A 15,617-nucleotide genomic window follows, 5' to 3' on the forward strand; every position below is an offset into this window, starting at 1 on the left:
TAGTGAGATAAAGTAATATTATATATTAATGCATAAGGAAATACAATATGAATGATAATGATTCTATTCAGAGCGTGTTAGGGGACCTACACAGTCGGTATAGTAAATTACTGTCTGATGTAGGAAAGTTGAAGGGCTTCCAGCAACAAATCGAATTACTGAAAGAAAAAGCCAAAAATGACAGTAAAGCAAGAGAGACGTTAATTCGCTTGAATGAAGATTTCCGAATGGTTTAAATCAAGAAAAAGCACAATTGATGGTATCTATTGCAAACATGAAAGTACAGTTTAAACAAATGGAGACGCAGCTCAGAAATATAAGTTCAGGTGAGGAAATGTAGTTAATCTCGTCCTGAAATATCATTGTTATCTTGAGGTAAGGAGTATTTCTATGGTCGCGAACACTGACGTAAATAAATTAGATAACTCTTATTTGGATGCTGACAAATATTTCAATAATGAATTTGATTTTTCCGTTTTGGAAAATAAATTTAAGAATCTTCACAACGACATTAATAATGTTCGCAATAATCTAGGCGAGCATGCTGATATCTATAGTATGGGGTTGAGTGCCTTTTATGAATACCTGGACGTACTTGAATCACTTGCCAGAAGTGCCTATGAGGCTATGCACGCCCGATCAGAATATGCCAATAATATACAGGGTAACGCTAATCAGGTTGATTCCGTAATTGCCAAAGCGGCTGTAGGGGATGATAAAAAAACTGAGCCGCTACCCGATTCGGTTATCGAGTTTATGCGGGAGCATGGCATCAAAGTTGATAAGATGAGTATTGACGAGTATTTAAAGAAGAATGGGCCAGAACTGGATAAAGGACAATTACAGGCAGTAAAAGCGGCATTAGATAATGAAAAGACCCGCGCGTCAGATACTATGACTCAAGAGCAATTACAGTTACAGAAGTTTATGCAAAGTTATAACTTTAATGTTAATAACATCAGTACATTGCAGACAAGTTTAAAAGATTTATTGACGACGATTGCCCGCAATCTTTGTTAACCAAGTTATGGCCGCAAGGATGATTCGATATGAATATTGAACCTACTGATCAACTTATTAATTTTATGCGGCGCGGTGGTTCTCTGCGTATGTTGGCAAATATGTCGGAGCAAGACTTGACGTTAATATATGAATATAGCGTACAACTTTGTCACGGCGGAGAATATGACGGCGCAAAAAAACTGTTAAATATATTGATCCGTTTCGACCATTGGAATTTTGCTTATTGGTTAACATTAGGTTCGTGTTATCAGCAAACCGGGGATTGCCATCAAGCGATTTATTGCTTCAGCCGCGCGGGGCAAATTCAGGTCGATGATCCTCGTCCATCTTGTTTCGCTGGGGAATGTTATTCCGCTTGCGGCAATGCTATTTATGCTGAAAAAGCATTCCGTGCCGCATTGAACTGGTGCCATGCTCACCCTGAGCAGGCTCAAGTCCGCCAGCAAGCCGAACGGGGACTGGCTGCATTATTACTGGAGGTGAGACATGTCTAATAGTATCGCATTAAAAGCCGGCACTCCGACTGATTGGGCACTGGCAGCCGCAGGTAAAAGCACACCTTTGGCCGTGGCGAAAATACCAGACTGGTGGGCAATTTCCGGGTTGTCACCCTCGGCGGATATGAATATGACGTCACCCAAGGTGACGCAGCAAAAAGCCCAGGCCGCCTTGGATCGCCTGTTGGTCGCCTTACCCCGTTCCGGCGCCAAAGCAGGGGACAGTGGCCGGATTTCCCTTGATCAACTGGGCAGCATAGATATGCAGCTCATCCTCTCGATGGCTGGCANCCTGAGCCTGGTTTTTTTTTCTGATTCCTGTAAGTCAATCCGCCAGCAGATGGAGCGGGCAACGGATGTGCAGACTTTTTTACGCGATAAACGGGTTAATGAGTATCAGCAACAGATAAATAAATCGGTTCAGCAAGCGGATAAAGCTCACAAAGCCGGTATTTTCAACACGGTGTTTGATTGGGCCATCGGCTTAGCCGAGATAGTTTACGGTGCGATTAAGATCTCTGCCGGGGTGCTAACCGGGGATCCGGTGGCAATGGCTTCCGGGGTCGCATATTTGGCGGCAGGGACTGCCGGTTTGGTTAAGGCCGCCGCTGAAACGGCGATGTTGGCAGGAGCCTCAAAAGAGAAATGTCAGGAAATTATTGATGTCGCAGGTAAAGTTCAACTCGGTTGTGAATGCTTTGCTATGGCAATCGACCTGTTTCAAGCCGCTCGCGCGATTAATGCCGCTCGAGCGGTGACCAAAGGGGCGGGTGATGTGTTAAAAGCGGGCGGGGCTGATGCGTTGACCGAAGCGATGAAGAATCTAAGTCACCAAGAAGTGCAACAGTTAACTGAACAGTTCGCCAAGAATACCTGTAAGCAGATAACTGAAACGGAAATGACCTTGATGCGCAATATCACTAACTCTTTTACCCACGCGGGTGTTGAAAAACTGGTAGGCGATGTGACGAAAAATCTGGTTCAAACCGCGATTAAGAAAGGCACTACACTCACTGCAGAACAATTTACTCGCCAATGTACCAAGGAAATTATGAAGAAGATGGTTAAGCAAATAATAAAAGATATCTGCCTCTCACCTTTACAGATAATGCAAAAAGTTACTCAAGGGTTAGTGCAGATTAATAGTGGCCAGTTGGCGATTAAAAACGGAGAGCTGCAAAAAGAAATTGAAAAATTGATGCTTGATCAGGACTTCTCACAGTTTATGGATCAATGGGTTGAACGGAATAAACAGCAGCAAAGTAAACAACTCAAAGATATCTCTCAGAGCGCACAAGATACATTGGAGAAATTAAGCGATAACATCCATCAAAACGGCATGCTACAAACGAGAGTGGCAGGTTCATTAATATAATGAGGTTATAATGAATACACCTATCAGCCAGGAAATAAAAGTAAACGACAAAGCCCTACAGACTGTCGATGATGGAGGGGAATTAGATAATAGTACTGGCAATATCATTAGTGAAATCTCCGACATTATTTCCAAAATGTATGAGTTAGTTAAAAAAATGCGTGATTCACTGAGTACTTATGGTGGGAAACAATTCGAGCTTCTGTTTAATATCAAAGCTGCTGCCATGAAAAGTCAGCGTGAAGCGATCGATAAAACAGCCTCCGCAGCCATCTCTAACGGAGTTTGCTCCATTCTGTCCGGTGTAGTTAGCGCCGCCAGTGCCGGAGCAGGCGACAAGTTGGGAGGTATCGGCGCGCCTATTGGTGGTGTTACTGGGCAATTCATTACCGGTAGTGGGAAACTGGCCGAGGGTGATATAACCCGTCAGGCGGAAACCTTGCGCATGCAGAGCAATCTGCAAAGTTTTAGCTCTGATAGTTACTCAAAAAATAGCAATGAAATACAGAATAAACTAGGAGAGGTAAGACAAGAATTCAAGGACTTTAGCAATACCTTGACTAACCTAATAAACAATATTTCCATGGCTGTGAAATTATGATATATGAAATTTAACTCTCAGCACATTGAGCAATACTTACTCAGCAAAGGCTGTGTGACTCAAACAGCCTTTTTCGAAAATAGCACTATCAAATTAGGGAGTGAGTTTTTATTTGATAAGTACCGGGTGATCTACCGTATTGAACAGCGTGAATTAATTATTTGTTCTTTGGAGGTTTCCACTGAAAAAAACACACCGGGGAATTTTTTAGCATTATTTAATTTCCTGCTCCATTTAGGTGAGGAAATTACTGATATATCGATAGTCAGAATGCTGATTATTAATAATATCGCTAATCAGCCTTTGTGGTTGATCCGCAGTAGACTTATTCGAATATTAATAGCCAAAGGTGCATTCAGTAAGAATATCGATGGTAATGATTGGCTACTATTTGATGTCAGTACGGATAAATAAAACAAAGGAGGTCCAATGGACGATTTTTCTGCCGATGATTTCCAGTCCCTGTGTGTAAAGATAAATAGTGTATTGAAAGAACAGAATATTATTCAGCACCCAATGAGTGATTTTAAGCAGCAACCTGATCCGCAGGAAGTAGAAACGCGCTATACACGGGGTTATCAGGCCTGGCTGGCAGATGACTATACTGCCGCGATCAGTGATTTTTCTTGGCTTACAGTCTGTTGCCCCTTAGTGCCACGGTTTCATTTGGCTTTGGCCGCCGCTCTGCAAATGCAGCAAGAATATGCTCTGGCGCTGAGTGCTTATGCCGCTGCGCTATTACTGGATGCAAATGATCCTGAACCGGTATACCAAATGGCTGTTTGTTTACGTGCGCTGGATAAAGGCGCTGATGCCAGAGAGGCATTACAAACCGCCATTGAAATGAGCTACCTGAATCCTGAGTATGTGTCTACAGCAACGAAAGCCAATCGATTATTGAGTGAAATATAGATGAAATAACACGAATATTATGACTAAAATTTAAAAGGGGATAGCGATGGATAGAATAGACAATATTAAGTGTGTTAATAATTCATCTGAGCCGAATGCGGTAGTTAATTCGAATATCGAGGGGAGACCCTCTATTTCCACCCCTGCAGAAATAGCAAATGACTTTCTGAGCAAAGATGTTCCAAATGCTAATTGTGCGATAAATAAAGTTCTCGATACTCAAGAAGATATTGTTAGTAAAAATAACGATATCAAAGTTAAGTTAGCCAAAAAACAGTTTTTCATCAATGTGGTTGAGTTGGCGGTTTCTCTGGCTTCATTTGCTGTCAGTGTTGGAATGAGTATTTGCAGTGGCGGGGCGGCGACCCCGGTTGCCATCGTTACTGGGTTGAACTTAATGTTATCACTGTCTAACCTGGCATGCGGCTACCATAACTGGAGTTGTGCCAGTAAAAATAAAGAGGGGTTCGCCATGGGCAGTGATGCCATTCAGCAAGCTGCCTTTATGCTCGCTAAATCCTGTGGTGCTTCATCCGATAATTGCAAAAAAATCGCGCGCTACACATCGTACTTTATTCGTGTTGGTATCGTGGCCTCTTTAGCAGGTATAGGGCTACTAACGAACCCGGTCGTTACCAACAGTTTATGTTTACTTGCTAAAAACTATAATCCAATAGTGGCCTCTATAACCAGTATTATTACTGCCGGTGCGCTAGGGGTGTGGATAAGTAATGATAATGATCAGCGAAAAGAAATAGCGGGTGTTTTAAGGAGTAATGAGCTGGAAGCAAATGAAATACTAATAGCAACTCATGCTGCGGGGGCTGCATATCGAAAAATCGGTATCATCAAGGATAATATACAAACAAATTTCGCTTAGGGTGAATGCCGGATAGTCTCTTTAGTGTTATTTGTTAACCTTGTATAAGGTTAATTACTCTCTAAGGGATATGATGAAATCAATACAGTTTATTTTATTTCGGCAAGAGGGAACATTACGTAGCAACGGAGAGTGTTATACGGTACCTGCGGGCAGTTTAGTTGTTACCCACGAGTTGGCTACGGTATCTTCTTTCTCGCAAAGTACTTTTATTTCAATATTGTGTCATTCGATAGATCTTTTACCTATATATCAAAACTTAGCCAGTAAAATGGTGCAGTCGAATAAATTTCGCTTGCCTCATAAAATATCTGATTGCTACAAAATATTGCCAGCAAATAAAGATGTTATTCACGCAACTGAACAGTTAATTGATATTGAGCGCTCAGCATCATTACGCTTTCTTTACCTGTATTGTTTAGGTCTGGATTCAGTTTATTTCTCCAGATTGTTGGAATCAATTGTGGGTACCAATAATGAGTTACTGGAGTTTTTTGAACAAAATCGCCTTAATCCCTGGACGGTATCGCGCTATGCCGATGAATTAGGTATTTCCACCCGTAAATTGAATTTTCTGTTTTATGAAAAATTCGGCATGTCTGCGAAGCAGTGGTTACTGGATCAACGTTTGAAAAAGGGCTGTGAATTGTTGTTATCTACACGGCTGCGTGTGGCAGATATTGCCATGGAATGTGGTTTTAGCAATCACGCGCATTTCTCTGATAGCTTCCGTCGCCGTTTTCAGCAGTGCCCATCGCATATGCGGTCACTTATGGAATAGGAGGTTTGATGGATATAAACGCATTAATGAACGAAATGACGAATAGTATTCATAAGATAAGTCAGGACTTTCAAAACCAGATGGCTGCCGGTAATCCCTCTGATCCTGAACATATGCTCAAGATGCAATTTGCCATGCAGCAGTATTCGTCTTACATCAACTTTAGCAGTGCGCTGATGAAGAATATTAAAGATATGACCAGTGGGATTATTGCCAAAATATGATCTTACTTTCAGCACAATGCCGCCAGTTGGTGGTTGAAGCCGCCTTGGCCGGGGTGAATCACAGCCTACAGGCAGAAGCCCAAAATATTCTTAATGTGTTACCCCAACTGATACCGGATCCACAAGTTCGCTTGGTCTGTGAGGCAATGCTGTTATTCGGACTTAATGACAGAGTGGCAGCACTGGCGTTACTGGCAACATCCAAATCCGAAGATGCGCAGGCCATGTTGGCGTTGCTACAACAAGGGATCTCTGCTGCTGACCCAACGTCATTGGCGTTGCCAATAACAACGCGGCAGCCTCTGGTACTAAAGGCATAACACCGCAACGGTATACAATTGCTTATCAACAAGGAGATCATCAGATGGAAATTGATGCCATTCAGGCTGCTTCAATGTTGAATACCCCCCTTCAGCCAGCGGCCGGTGAGCCGCAACAAATCGCCAAATTTACGCAGTTAATGCAACAGGTGGAACCTGACACGGCAATGATGTCGCCGACCCAATTATTGGACGTTCAGTCGCAATGGATGCACGCCACATTAGCAGTAGATTTAACGGCTAAAGTGGCCGGTGTTCTCGGGCAGAACATCAATAAACTGGTCAATATGCAATGAAACGCCTGCGGCGTGCGATAGCGCTCTTGCTGGTGGTGGTCTCCCTTTCAGGCTGTGGTATGGAGCTATATAGCGGGCTTTCTGAGGGGGAGGCCAACCAGATGCTGGCGTTGCTGATGTTGCACCAGATTAAAGCCGAAAAGCAGTCCGAGAAAGGCGGGACGGTAAGGCTGAGTGTCGATAAAAGTCAGTTTATTAATGCAGTGGAACTGCTACGACAACATGGTTTTCCGCGTCAGAAATTTACGACAGTGGATACGTTGTTTCCGTCGAACCAGCTCGTGACATCACCTGGCCAAGAGCAGGCCAAGATGGTCTATTTGAAAGAACAGCAGTTGGAAAGCATGTTGAGCCATATGGATGGGGTGATTCATGCTGATGTGACCATTGCCATGCCCGCGCCGACCGACGGGAAAAGCAGTGTTCCCCACGCCGCCTCAGTGTTTATCAAGTATTCCCCCGAGGTCAATTTACAAAGCTATCAGCCACAAATTAAAAATCTGATCCGCGATGGTATCCCCGGTATCGATTACTCACAGATTAGTGTGGTGATGCAGCCTGCCAATTATCGGTTTATCGCCGCTGAGCCACACCAGCACGCTGAGGCACAACTGAGCTTGCAATGGCTATTACGCCACGCCGGTGCGATACAGATAGCGTTAGGGCTACTGTTGGTGCTGCTGGCTGGGTTGTCAACGGTGTGCTTATTACGCTATTTGCGCCGATAAATCGCTAATGGAAGGGGAAAAGGGATGATATTACCGTTAACCGCTGATATCCGGCATTTGCATCAGTTAGCCTGGCGACCCGCACAGTTTGCCCATCCTCTATGGTTGGCGGCGATGGGGATTAACACAGAGAACTACTGTTATGGCCGCAGTAACGCGCTGGACAGAGTGTTGAATAATGCGCTAATTCGGCAACGAAAATTCCCACAGCAAACCCTGCCTGCGGTGCTGAGCAAGCCGCAGCGAGAGCGAATGGCAAGCTATCCGCGCTTATCTGCCCACTGTCTGGCGCTGGGGTTGGTTCATTTACAATGTGGTGATTATTTGCGCCTACGGCGTTATCGCGAGAGGCTTTCGCCGCTGTTGGATGAAGCTGATATTCAACAACTCATTGGTATGGGATATCAGGGTCACCTGCCTGCCAGCTTAAGCCCACAGCATCTGCCCACGGTTGCCTTACGTCTGGGGCATAGCCTGGCACATCAGGTACGCCACGATGATGTGGTTTGGCGTGCCACCTCTATCTCATTACCCCCTCAGCCCCGTGCATTATCTCTGTCCCAGGCATTCTCTTTTTCGGTTGACGGTTGGTTAACCCGACTGGAGCGTTTGCTGTGAACCCTTTTCATCTCAGGATAGAGAAATTTGATTATTCGCTGCCAGCGGGGCGAGTCATTGCGGCGGTTCAGTTACAGGAAATGGCGCAGAGCCGCGATATTTTGTCTGCTGCCCGGGTGCAGGCCGCCGAGATTGTGCAAGCAGCGCAGGATGAGAGCCGCGTGTTGTTGGCGCAAGCACAGCAACAAGCAGACATGCTGATGGTTCAAGCGCGGAGTCAAATAGAAGCTGAGGTGTTGGCGCAACATGTTGGCTGGCTAGTGGCGGCGGAGCAATTGGAGGCATCCTTGATTACACAAGCCCGTCAGCAGATTCTGGCAGCGATTGCGTCGGTGGTAACTGCCTGGGCCGGTCAGCAATCTGTGGAACAGATTTTGATTCATCGGCTGGGGGCGCAAGTGGAGAAAATGGCGCACGATGAAATGTTGGTTTTACAGGTTCACCCGCAGCATCTGCCTGCCGTGGTCTCTGCTCTGGGTGAACGGGTGCAGTGTGTGGGGGATGAGAGCATGCCTGAAGATACCGCCCGCTTAGGTTCGCCAATGCTGCAAGTCAGCCTTTCTCTGCGTAGCCATTTGGCGCAACTTATCCTTTGGCTACAGGAGCCAGCTCATGATTAGTGCCAATAATGTGTCAGAGACCTTGGCAGTTCACGGCTCTGACCAACATGTGGGGAAGGCCCATGGCGAAGTAACCCCCGCACACTCAGTCATGGAACTGGCCAGCATTGAATTATCTGAAGTGAGACAAACCGCGCTGGAAGAGACGATGGAAGAGATCGGGCTGAGTCTCGGTTCCCGTTTGAAAGATCAAAAATCCATTGAGGCTGAGGAGCGTAATCTGCGCCGCCAACAGCTATTGGTGAAGTTGATAACTCAGCTCTCCGGTAGCAACGATATGCTGTTTTCACAGAACATTCCGCTTGATGTGGATCTTGTTTCACTTGCCAATAAGCTTCGACAGGGTGAGCTATCGGCAGGGCAGCAAGTGTTACTGTTGGCCGCCATGCTGGCACACAGCAAAAATAATCCATTACGCCGCCGCAGCTTATCGCAATTACTTGGCCCGCTACTTGAGCGTGAGGGCTGGGAGGTTGAGCTATTTGGTCTGTTGGAGCTGGGTACGGAGGGCAGCCGCTCGCTGGGAGCGGTCAAACAGTTGTTTCAGCAAAGTATTCATCAAAGTGAATTGTCGCTGGCGGAGTGGTTTACCCGGGTGAGTCGTTGGCCACAGCGCCAACAACGTGTTCGGGTACTCATGCGTGCCGTCGCGTTTGATTTGTCCTGTCGGCCGTTCGCTCAATACGGTGAGCGTTTGTCCGCTACGCTCCACCAGTTGCGCCGTTTGCTGATGTTTCTCGGGTTGGAAGACCATTGCAGCCAGGTGGGGAATGTCTGTGGCGTGGCAGGAGATATGATTCTGAACGAGGTACTGGCAGTGGTGGGACAACCCTGGTTATTCAGTAGCTGGTTGCAGCCACGAATTGAAGCGATTATTGGTTCGGATGCCAAAGCACAGCGCGGATTCATTCGTCGGTTTTATGAGTTGTTTAAATTGATGCCAGTGGATTGTTTCAATGATCAGGAACAACAAGCACAAATTTTAGCCACCTTGCTGGAGATATGACTTTTCGTTTCAGGCGAACCCCTGATGGTTGATAAGGCATTGGCTGCTTATTCTTTTCATTGTTTATTCTCGTCATTTTTCAACTTGCAGGTGTGCTGGCTGCGCTCACGACCCGGCCACAACCGATTTGTCTCTTGCTTGCCGCCGGCCTGAATTTTGAAATCTATTATGTATAGCGAAAAGTTGCATCAAAAGGACACTGGTTATGGAGATGGATTTAGTTGTTACCCGTAACCTTCAAATGTTTATCCGCATGGCGGAATTGCCCTGCTCGGCAATCACCTCTCGCATGCAGTGGCAGATAGAAAAACGGATTATTTTCCTTGAGTGGCGAGCATCAAGGTTACTGCTCACTTGCGGTTTACAACAACGGCACTACAACCATGATGATCTGCTGCGGCTCCAGCAATGCTGGCGGCTTGAGCGATTTAATGGCGTGCCACAGCGTATCTACTTACTGAAAATGGGTATTATGGTCAGTTGCTCCCCGCCGGCATTGTCCGATGCTGAGTTTTGGTATCAGCTCTACCGGCAGCAGTGTGCCTTGCTGTGCCGCCTGCCGGGAGCATGTCCATGAGGCAATCGGCGTTGATACGTGGCTTGCTGATGATAACTGCGCGGCAGGATATTTTTCTGGCGATCATGCTGTTGGTAGCGATCTTTATGATGATCCTGCCTCTGCCAACCGTGTTGGTAGATCTGCTGATTGCGATCAATCTGGCTTTCTCAGTCATCCTGCTAATGATCTCGATTTACCTGCGCGATCCACTCGAATTCTCGGTTTTCCCGTCGTTATTGCTGATTACCACGCTCTATCGCTTGGCGCTGACTATCAGTACTACGCGCTTAGTGCTGCTCCAGCATGATGCCGGTGAAATTGTCGAGGCATTCGGTCAGTTTGTGGTTGGCGGTAATCTGGCTGTGGGGTTGATCATTTTTACTATTATCACCATGGTCCAGTTTATCGTGATTACCAAAGGCTCAGAGCGAGTGGCAGAGGTCAGCGCCCGTTTCTCGCTTGATGGCATGCCCGGTAAGCAAATGAGTATTGATGGTGATATGCGGGCGGGCGTGATTGATGCGGCCGAGGCCGGGCGGCTAAGGGATAGAGTACAAAAAGAGAGCCGGTTGTTTGGGGCGATGGACGGCGCGATGAAGTTCGTTAAAGGTGATGCTATTGCCGGGATTATTGTCATTCTGGTGAATATTATTGGCGGCATCACCATCGGTGTGCTGCAACATAATATGTCGGCGGAACAGGCGATGATCACCTATGCGGTGCTCTCGGTTGGCGATGGGCTATGTGCCCAAATCCCATCGTTTCTTATCTCCATTACCGCTGGGATTATTGTGACCCGCGTTCCTGGCGGCGATAAGCAGAGTTTGGCTAAAGACCTGGCGGTACAAGTGGGGCGTCAGCCAGATGCTTTATGGTTAGCCGCCGCCATCCTGACTGTTTTTGCTTTGTTACCCGGTTTTCCATTTCTGATCTTTATCATACTGGCGGCGCTGGTGGCCGCGCCTGCCTTTTTACTCTATCGCAAGAATCAGTCAATACGGCACAGAGGTACGGTAACGGGGGCTGGTGACAGTGGCTTATCTGCGGACCATGCAATGACACCAGGAGCGGTACCCTTGATGTTGCATTGCGCGCCTAACCTGGATTATCCCGAGTTGGCCCGAGATATTGATAGCTTGCGTTGGCGCTGGTTTGAGCATCTTGGCGTGCCATTGCCGGAGGTGGAGATCCGCAGTGATCCTACCTTAATTGAGAACAGCTTATCGATCCGGGTCTATCAGGAGCAAGTGCTGGAACTGACATTACCATCAGATGAGTTGCTACTGACTCAGCCCAGTGTCCAGCTAGAGACACGCAGCCAAAGGTTAGGCAGCAGAATGGGCACTTTTGAGTGGTTAGCCGCAGATCAGGGCAGCCATGCCAGCATCCTGGGCATCCCATATGTACAAGGGCATAAACGTATTATCTCTTGTCTGACACGGGTATTCGAGCGACATACAGCCGAATTTATTGGTGTGCAGGAAACCCGTTATCTGATGGATGCGATGGAAGGGCGCTACGGGGAATTAGTGAAAGAACTACAGCGCCAGATGCCGCTGGGCAAAGTTGCAGAGATACTGCAACGGCTAGTGGAGGAGGATGTATCGATCCGGGATTTGCGCACCATTTTCGGCGCGCTGGTGGTCTGGGCACCGAAAGAGAAAGACAGTGTCATGTTAACCGAGTACGTGCGCATCGCCTTACGCCGCCATGTGTGTCGCCGGTTCAGTAAAAACAGCGTCTGGTTACCGGTATTGCGGCTGGGAGAGGGGGCTGAGAACTTGATTCGTGAATCCATTCGCCAAACCTCTGCGGGTGCTTACTCGGCGTTAGCCGATAAACACTCACGTTTGATCCTCGACAAGATAAAAGCCGCTGTTGCACAAAACAGTGATGTTGTCCTGCTGACCGCCATCGATGTACGGCGTTTTCTGCGCAAAATAGTTGAGCGGGATATTTTCACGCTGCCGGTACTTTCCTGGCAGGAATTGGGTGATGAGATGAATATCAAGGTGGCCGGCACTATTGAGTTGATTGGTGATGAACTTGATGAAGCTGCCTGATAGCGCAACACTAAGTGCTCAGTTGCATCAGCAATTGCGCTTATCGTCTCTGCCGCCGGATGGTATGGCCTATCGCGGGCCAATATTGGATGTTGGCCCAACCCTATTACGCGCCAATCTACCCGGTGTGGCGCTGGGGGAGTTATGCCGTATTGCGTCACCGGACATGCTGGCCGAAGTGGTCGCTATTGAACAACAGACCGCGTTGCTATCGCCATTCGCCTCTTCAGCCGGTTTGCGCAGCGGTCAGTGGGTGTCACCACTTGGGCATACCCACCGTGTCAAGGTGGGGCCATCACTGGTTGGGCGAGTTTTGGATGGTTTGGGTGTCGCCATGGATGGCGGTCCTCCGGTTATCGGGCATTGGCGTGAGTTGGATTGCCAACCCCCGGAGCCACTAACCCGCCAGCCGATTCGGCAAATACTGACCACCGGGATCCGGGCCATTGATGGCGTATTGAGCTGCGGTGAGGGGCAGCGAGTCGGTATTTTTGCGGCGGCAGGGGTCGGGAAAAGTAGCTTGCTGAGTATGCTCTGTGCGGGCAGCAATGCGGATGTCATGGTGTTGGCGTTAATTGGTGAACGTGGCCGTGAAGTGCGGGAGTTTCTTGACCAGGTGCTCACCCCTGAAACCCGTGCTCGCACCGTAGTGGTAGTCGCAACCTCTGATCGTCCGGCTCTGGAGCGGCTGAAGGGTATTTATACTGCTACTACCGTGGCCGAATACTTCCGTGAGCGCGGGTTGAAAGTGTTGTTAATGGTGGATTCGCTAACCCGCTATGCCAGAGCGGCCCGAGAAATAGGGCTGGCGGCCGGGGAACTGCCTGCGGCGGGCAGCTTCCCTCCCAGCGTCTTTGCGGCATTACCCCGCTTATTGGAGCGGGCCGGTAACAGTGAATGCGGCAGTATCACCGCTTTTTACACCGTACTGGTGGAAGGGGACGATATGAATGAGCCGGTGGCAGATGAGGTACGTTCGCTGTTGGATGGGCACATTGTGCTATCCCGCCGACTGGCCGGTGCCGGGCACTATCCGGCTATCGATATCGCTGCCAGTGTTAGCCGTATCATGCCGCAAATCGTCACGGTAGAACATCTGGCGCTGGCACAGAAACTGCGCCAAATACAAGCCTGCTATCAAGAGATCGAACTGTTGGTTCGCGTGGGTGAATATCAGGCGGGGCAAGACCCGCAGGCTGATGACGCACTGCAACGTTACCCGAAGGTCTGCGCCTTTTTGCAACAGGAGAACGTCTTATCGTGCCATCCCGACGCCGTCAGCCTCAACCACACCTTGGAACAACTCGGCCAAATAATCAATTGAACCACTCCGCGCTGGATATCTTGCAGCGCTTGCTCTGTTTACGGCAACGCAAAGAGCGCCGGTTACGCCAACAACTGTTCCGTTGGCAGCAAGAACAGCAGCAGCAGGAACTGCAATTGATACAGTGCCGTCGCGAACGCCATCAGTTATGTCAGCAGTTACAACAGCTTGCGCAATGGCGCGGTAGGCTGCTCCCCGCACAAGCGGAGCAGCAGAGAGTTTTACAACATCAGATGTATCAGGCGGAGCGGCAGCAGCAAAAGCAAATTAGCGCGTTGCACGCTCTGGGGCTGCAACAACAGGACGCTATTGCAGCACAACAGGCGCTGATACGGAGTAATCAGCGTGAACAGGAAAAATTACGGATGTTAATAAAAGATGAGTCGAATCGATATTGAAGGTGCATTACCTCTGCTCAGTGAGCATTATTTGGGCGGGGATTCGCAGCCGCGGGTCGCTAATGAGAGACAAAAACAGCAATTTGCCCGTTATCTCTCTCCGCGTGTTCTTCCCATGGCGGAGATGGCCGATGCAATTACCACGGTGAGAGACCGTGGCTTGATATCCACTGATTACTGCATTGCCAGTGGGCCGTTGCGTGGGACAAGGGTCAGTGTCAGCCTGGCTGTTCAGGGGTTAAATATTGTGCTCAGTCACACCAATGGTGAATTGGTTGAACGTTTGCAACGTATACAGTCGCGCTGGCAACGGCAACTGCACTTGTTAGGCTTCCCCTGCTGGTTGGAGGTCATCCATGTTGGAGAGTCTGACGGCTGAATTACGCCAACTCAGCGCCGTGATTGGCCATGGACGGCATTCGGCTGGGGTGTCTGCAACCTTCATCAAAGCTGGGGGAGAGGGGGTTTATCTGCCACTGCAATTTAATGGGCAGGAATGTGGTTTGTGGTTATCGCAGTCATGTTGGCAGCACTGGCTGGCCTATGCGCTGGCAACGGATGATGCTCCTCTTCTGGCGGCAGAATTGGTGAATGCAATGGCGCATTGGGCCGTCAGTCCACTGCTTGCGTCACTACCCGAGTTGGTCCTTCATGACATTACTCCTCAGGCGATGACACTGCTAACGCAGTGGGCGGTGGGGCTGACTTTCGAACTGGAAGGGCAGCAACTCAGTGTCGTGCTGTGTAACTGGCCGCCGGTGGCATTGATAGAAAGGTTATCTCACTGGCAGAGTGAGGCGCTACCCGCGCAGCAAGATGCTGTCTGGCAAGCTGGCTTAGTGGTTGGTTGGAGTCATTTATCCTTACACCAGTTGCAACAAATCAGGCCTGGAGATGGGGTGCGGATACTGGCGGCCGCTGAATTGGAACAGCGGAATTGTTGGTTATGGCCGATGGCATCCGCGCAGATTTATATCAAATTAGAGGATGGAAACAAAATGACAATTCAACAGGTTAATGACGATATTGACCGGTTGCTGGCGCTGGATATTGCCACTGTGACCCAAGAGCCACCGGCGGTGGCGCTAGAGCAATTACCGCAGACACTCGTCATGGAAATAGGGCGGTTGACACTGCCGCTGCGTGATATCAAACAGTTAGCCATCGGGCAAACACTGGACTGTAAAACTGCCTTCTACGGCGAAGTGAATATTCGTTTGCACGGGCAATCGGTCGGCAGTGGCAGCCTGTTGTGTTGTGATGAGCAGTTAATTGTGCGCATTGAGCAATGGTTTCTCACCGCTCGTCCTTGAGAATGCGCTGCTGTTGGGCTGAGGCACTGAGGTTATTCAGGTCATGACCTGATTCCGGCTAAGGCGGGCTGGGCAAATA

The 15,617-nt window shown here is 48.5% G+C and carries 22 protein-coding genes; all 22 read left to right on the plus strand.

The annotated features are described in order from the left end of the window. Nucleotides 1-47: 47 nt before the first annotated feature. Nucleotides 48-236: a hypothetical protein gene (locus tag V1952_RS03340; RefSeq protein WP_420074306.1), complete on the plus strand. Its 189-nt coding sequence runs from the start codon at nt 48-50 to the stop codon at nt 234-236. 154 nt (nt 237-390) lie between these two features. After that, entirely contained in the window at nt 391-1,020 is a 630-nt protein-coding gene (locus tag V1952_RS03345) for a chemotaxis protein (RefSeq protein ID WP_420074307.1), read from the plus strand. A gap of 29 nt (nt 1,021-1,049) precedes the next feature. Further along, a complete protein-coding gene (locus tag V1952_RS03350; RefSeq protein ID WP_420071008.1) occupies nt 1,050-1,517 on the plus strand; it encodes a SycD/LcrH family type III secretion system chaperone in 468 nt (155 codons plus the stop codon). Continuing rightward, entirely contained in the window at nt 1,510-2,895 is a 1,386-nt protein-coding gene (gene sctE, locus V1952_RS03355) for a type III secretion system translocon subunit SctE (protein WP_420074308.1), read from the plus strand. The genes V1952_RS03350 and sctE overlap by 8 nt, the downstream gene beginning before the upstream one ends. Before the next feature lie 10 nt (nt 2,896-2,905). Further along, the gene (locus tag V1952_RS03360; protein ID WP_420074309.1) at nt 2,906-3,496 is read left to right on the plus strand and encodes a chemotaxis protein; all 591 of its coding nucleotides are present in this window, start codon (nt 2,906-2,908) and stop codon (nt 3,494-3,496) included. Nucleotides 3,497-3,499: 3 nt separating this feature from the next. Further along, nucleotides 3,500-3,910, plus strand: coding sequence for a pathogenicity island 2 effector protein SseE (locus tag V1952_RS03365; protein WP_372559989.1), 411 nt, complete (start codon nt 3,500-3,502; stop codon nt 3,908-3,910). 15 nt (nt 3,911-3,925) lie between these two features. Next, nucleotides 3,926-4,408 carry a CesD/SycD/LcrH family type III secretion system chaperone gene (locus V1952_RS03370; protein ID WP_420074310.1) on the plus strand — a complete coding sequence of 161 codons (483 nt, stop codon included), beginning with the start codon at nt 3,926-3,928 and terminating at the stop codon, nt 4,406-4,408. A gap of 46 nt (nt 4,409-4,454) precedes the next feature. Beyond that, nucleotides 4,455-5,288 (plus strand): hypothetical protein, encoded by an 834-nt coding sequence (locus V1952_RS03375; protein ID WP_420074311.1) that lies wholly within the window; start codon nt 4,455-4,457, stop codon nt 5,286-5,288. Between the two features lie 73 nt (nt 5,289-5,361). Continuing rightward, nucleotides 5,362-6,069, plus strand: a complete 708-nt coding sequence (locus tag V1952_RS03380; protein ID WP_372559986.1) for a helix-turn-helix transcriptional regulator — start codon at nt 5,362-5,364, stop codon at nt 6,067-6,069. An 8-nt stretch (nt 6,070-6,077) separates the two neighbouring features. Beyond that, nucleotides 6,078-6,293 (plus strand): type III secretion system needle filament subunit SctF, encoded by a 216-nt coding sequence (gene sctF / locus V1952_RS03385; RefSeq protein WP_372559985.1) that lies wholly within the window; start codon nt 6,078-6,080, stop codon nt 6,291-6,293. Next, nucleotides 6,290-6,613, plus strand: coding sequence for an EscG/YscG/SsaH family type III secretion system needle protein co-chaperone (locus tag V1952_RS03390; RefSeq protein WP_372559984.1), 324 nt, complete (start codon nt 6,290-6,292; stop codon nt 6,611-6,613). Before sctF ends, V1952_RS03390 begins: the two co-directional genes overlap by 4 nt. Nucleotides 6,614-6,657: 44 nt before the next feature. Continuing rightward, nucleotides 6,658-6,909: a type III secretion system inner rod subunit SctI gene (gene sctI, locus V1952_RS03395; RefSeq protein ID WP_372559983.1), complete on the plus strand. Its 252-nt coding sequence runs from the start codon at nt 6,658-6,660 to the stop codon at nt 6,907-6,909. After that, nucleotides 6,906-7,637: an EscJ/YscJ/HrcJ family type III secretion inner membrane ring protein SsaJ gene (ssaJ, locus tag V1952_RS03400; protein WP_372559982.1), complete on the plus strand. Its 732-nt coding sequence runs from the start codon at nt 6,906-6,908 to the stop codon at nt 7,635-7,637. The genes sctI and ssaJ overlap by 4 nt, the downstream gene beginning before the upstream one ends. Before the next feature lie 24 nt (nt 7,638-7,661). Continuing rightward, on the plus strand, nt 7,662-8,255 hold the full coding sequence (locus V1952_RS03405; protein ID WP_420074312.1) for a type III secretion system domain-containing protein: 594 nt from the start codon (nt 7,662-7,664) through the stop codon (nt 8,253-8,255). Next, a complete protein-coding gene (sctL, locus tag V1952_RS03410) occupies nt 8,252-8,875 on the plus strand; it encodes a type III secretion system stator protein SctL (RefSeq protein ID WP_372559980.1) in 624 nt (207 codons plus the stop codon). Before V1952_RS03405 ends, sctL begins: the two co-directional genes overlap by 4 nt. Further along, complete coding sequence (locus V1952_RS03415; RefSeq protein WP_420074313.1) at nt 8,868-9,881, plus strand: TyeA family type III secretion system gatekeeper subunit; 1,014 nt, start codon at nt 8,868-8,870, stop codon at nt 9,879-9,881. Before sctL ends, V1952_RS03415 begins: the two co-directional genes overlap by 8 nt. Before the next feature lie 205 nt (nt 9,882-10,086). Next, the gene (locus V1952_RS03420; RefSeq protein WP_372559978.1) at nt 10,087-10,458 is read left to right on the plus strand and encodes a type III secretion system protein; all 372 of its coding nucleotides are present in this window, start codon (nt 10,087-10,089) and stop codon (nt 10,456-10,458) included. Further along, nucleotides 10,455-12,503, plus strand: a complete 2,049-nt coding sequence (locus V1952_RS03425; protein WP_420074314.1) for an EscV/YscV/HrcV family type III secretion system export apparatus protein — start codon at nt 10,455-10,457, stop codon at nt 12,501-12,503. The genes V1952_RS03420 and V1952_RS03425 overlap by 4 nt, the downstream gene beginning before the upstream one ends. Continuing rightward, nucleotides 12,490-13,827 carry an EscN/YscN/HrcN family type III secretion system ATPase gene (locus V1952_RS03430; RefSeq protein WP_372559976.1) on the plus strand — a complete coding sequence of 446 codons (1,338 nt, stop codon included), beginning with the start codon at nt 12,490-12,492 and terminating at the stop codon, nt 13,825-13,827. Before V1952_RS03425 ends, V1952_RS03430 begins: the two co-directional genes overlap by 14 nt. Further along, nucleotides 13,824-14,225: a type III secretion protein gene (locus V1952_RS03435; RefSeq protein WP_420070999.1), complete on the plus strand. Its 402-nt coding sequence runs from the start codon at nt 13,824-13,826 to the stop codon at nt 14,223-14,225. The genes V1952_RS03430 and V1952_RS03435 overlap by 4 nt, the downstream gene beginning before the upstream one ends. Continuing rightward, entirely contained in the window at nt 14,206-14,604 is a 399-nt protein-coding gene (locus tag V1952_RS03440; protein ID WP_420074315.1) for a hypothetical protein, read from the plus strand. The genes V1952_RS03435 and V1952_RS03440 overlap by 20 nt, the downstream gene beginning before the upstream one ends. Continuing rightward, nucleotides 14,582-15,538 carry a YscQ/HrcQ family type III secretion apparatus protein gene (locus tag V1952_RS03445; protein ID WP_420074316.1) on the plus strand — a complete coding sequence of 319 codons (957 nt, stop codon included), beginning with the start codon at nt 14,582-14,584 and terminating at the stop codon, nt 15,536-15,538. Before V1952_RS03440 ends, V1952_RS03445 begins: the two co-directional genes overlap by 23 nt. Nucleotides 15,539-15,617 lie beyond the last annotated feature (79 nt).

The sequence above is a fragment of the Yersinia sp. 2542 StPb PI genome (genome assembly GCF_048593855.1).
GTDB lineage: Bacteria > Pseudomonadota > Gammaproteobacteria > Enterobacterales > Enterobacteriaceae > Yersinia > Yersinia enterocolitica_E.

Excerpts from the sequence above, each read along its gene's own strand:
- V1952_RS03340 (WP_420074306.1), top strand. The coding sequence starts at position 48 with ATGAATGATAATGATTCTATTCAGAGCGTGTTAGGGGACCTACACAGT.
- V1952_RS03345 (WP_420074307.1), top strand. The coding sequence starts at position 391 with ATGGTCGCGAACACTGACGTAAATAAATTAGATAACTCTTATTTGGAT.
- V1952_RS03350 (WP_420071008.1), top strand. The coding sequence starts at position 1,050 with ATGAATATTGAACCTACTGATCAACTTATTAATTTTATGCGGCGCGGT.
- V1952_RS03360 (WP_420074309.1), top strand. The coding sequence starts at position 2,906 with ATGAATACACCTATCAGCCAGGAAATAAAAGTAAACGACAAAGCCCTA.
- V1952_RS03365 (WP_372559989.1), top strand. The coding sequence starts at position 3,500 with ATGAAATTTAACTCTCAGCACATTGAGCAATACTTACTCAGCAAAGGC.
- V1952_RS03370 (WP_420074310.1), top strand. The coding sequence starts at position 3,926 with ATGGACGATTTTTCTGCCGATGATTTCCAGTCCCTGTGTGTAAAGATA.
- V1952_RS03375 (WP_420074311.1), top strand. The coding sequence starts at position 4,455 with ATGGATAGAATAGACAATATTAAGTGTGTTAATAATTCATCTGAGCCG.
- V1952_RS03380 (WP_372559986.1), top strand. The coding sequence starts at position 5,362 with ATGAAATCAATACAGTTTATTTTATTTCGGCAAGAGGGAACATTACGT.
- sctF (WP_372559985.1), top strand. The coding sequence starts at position 6,078 with ATGGATATAAACGCATTAATGAACGAAATGACGAATAGTATTCATAAG.
- V1952_RS03390 (WP_372559984.1), top strand. The coding sequence starts at position 6,290 with ATGATCTTACTTTCAGCACAATGCCGCCAGTTGGTGGTTGAAGCCGCC.
- sctI (WP_372559983.1), top strand. The coding sequence starts at position 6,658 with ATGGAAATTGATGCCATTCAGGCTGCTTCAATGTTGAATACCCCCCTT.
- ssaJ (WP_372559982.1), top strand. The coding sequence starts at position 6,906 with ATGAAACGCCTGCGGCGTGCGATAGCGCTCTTGCTGGTGGTGGTCTCC.
- V1952_RS03405 (WP_420074312.1), top strand. The coding sequence starts at position 7,662 with ATGATATTACCGTTAACCGCTGATATCCGGCATTTGCATCAGTTAGCC.
- V1952_RS03415 (WP_420074313.1), top strand. The coding sequence starts at position 8,868 with ATGATTAGTGCCAATAATGTGTCAGAGACCTTGGCAGTTCACGGCTCT.
- V1952_RS03420 (WP_372559978.1), top strand. The coding sequence starts at position 10,087 with ATGGAGATGGATTTAGTTGTTACCCGTAACCTTCAAATGTTTATCCGC.
- V1952_RS03425 (WP_420074314.1), top strand. The coding sequence starts at position 10,455 with ATGAGGCAATCGGCGTTGATACGTGGCTTGCTGATGATAACTGCGCGG.
- V1952_RS03430 (WP_372559976.1), top strand. The coding sequence starts at position 12,490 with ATGAAGCTGCCTGATAGCGCAACACTAAGTGCTCAGTTGCATCAGCAA.
- V1952_RS03440 (WP_420074315.1), top strand. The coding sequence starts at position 14,206 with ATGAGTCGAATCGATATTGAAGGTGCATTACCTCTGCTCAGTGAGCAT.
- V1952_RS03445 (WP_420074316.1), top strand. The coding sequence starts at position 14,582 with ATGTTGGAGAGTCTGACGGCTGAATTACGCCAACTCAGCGCCGTGATT.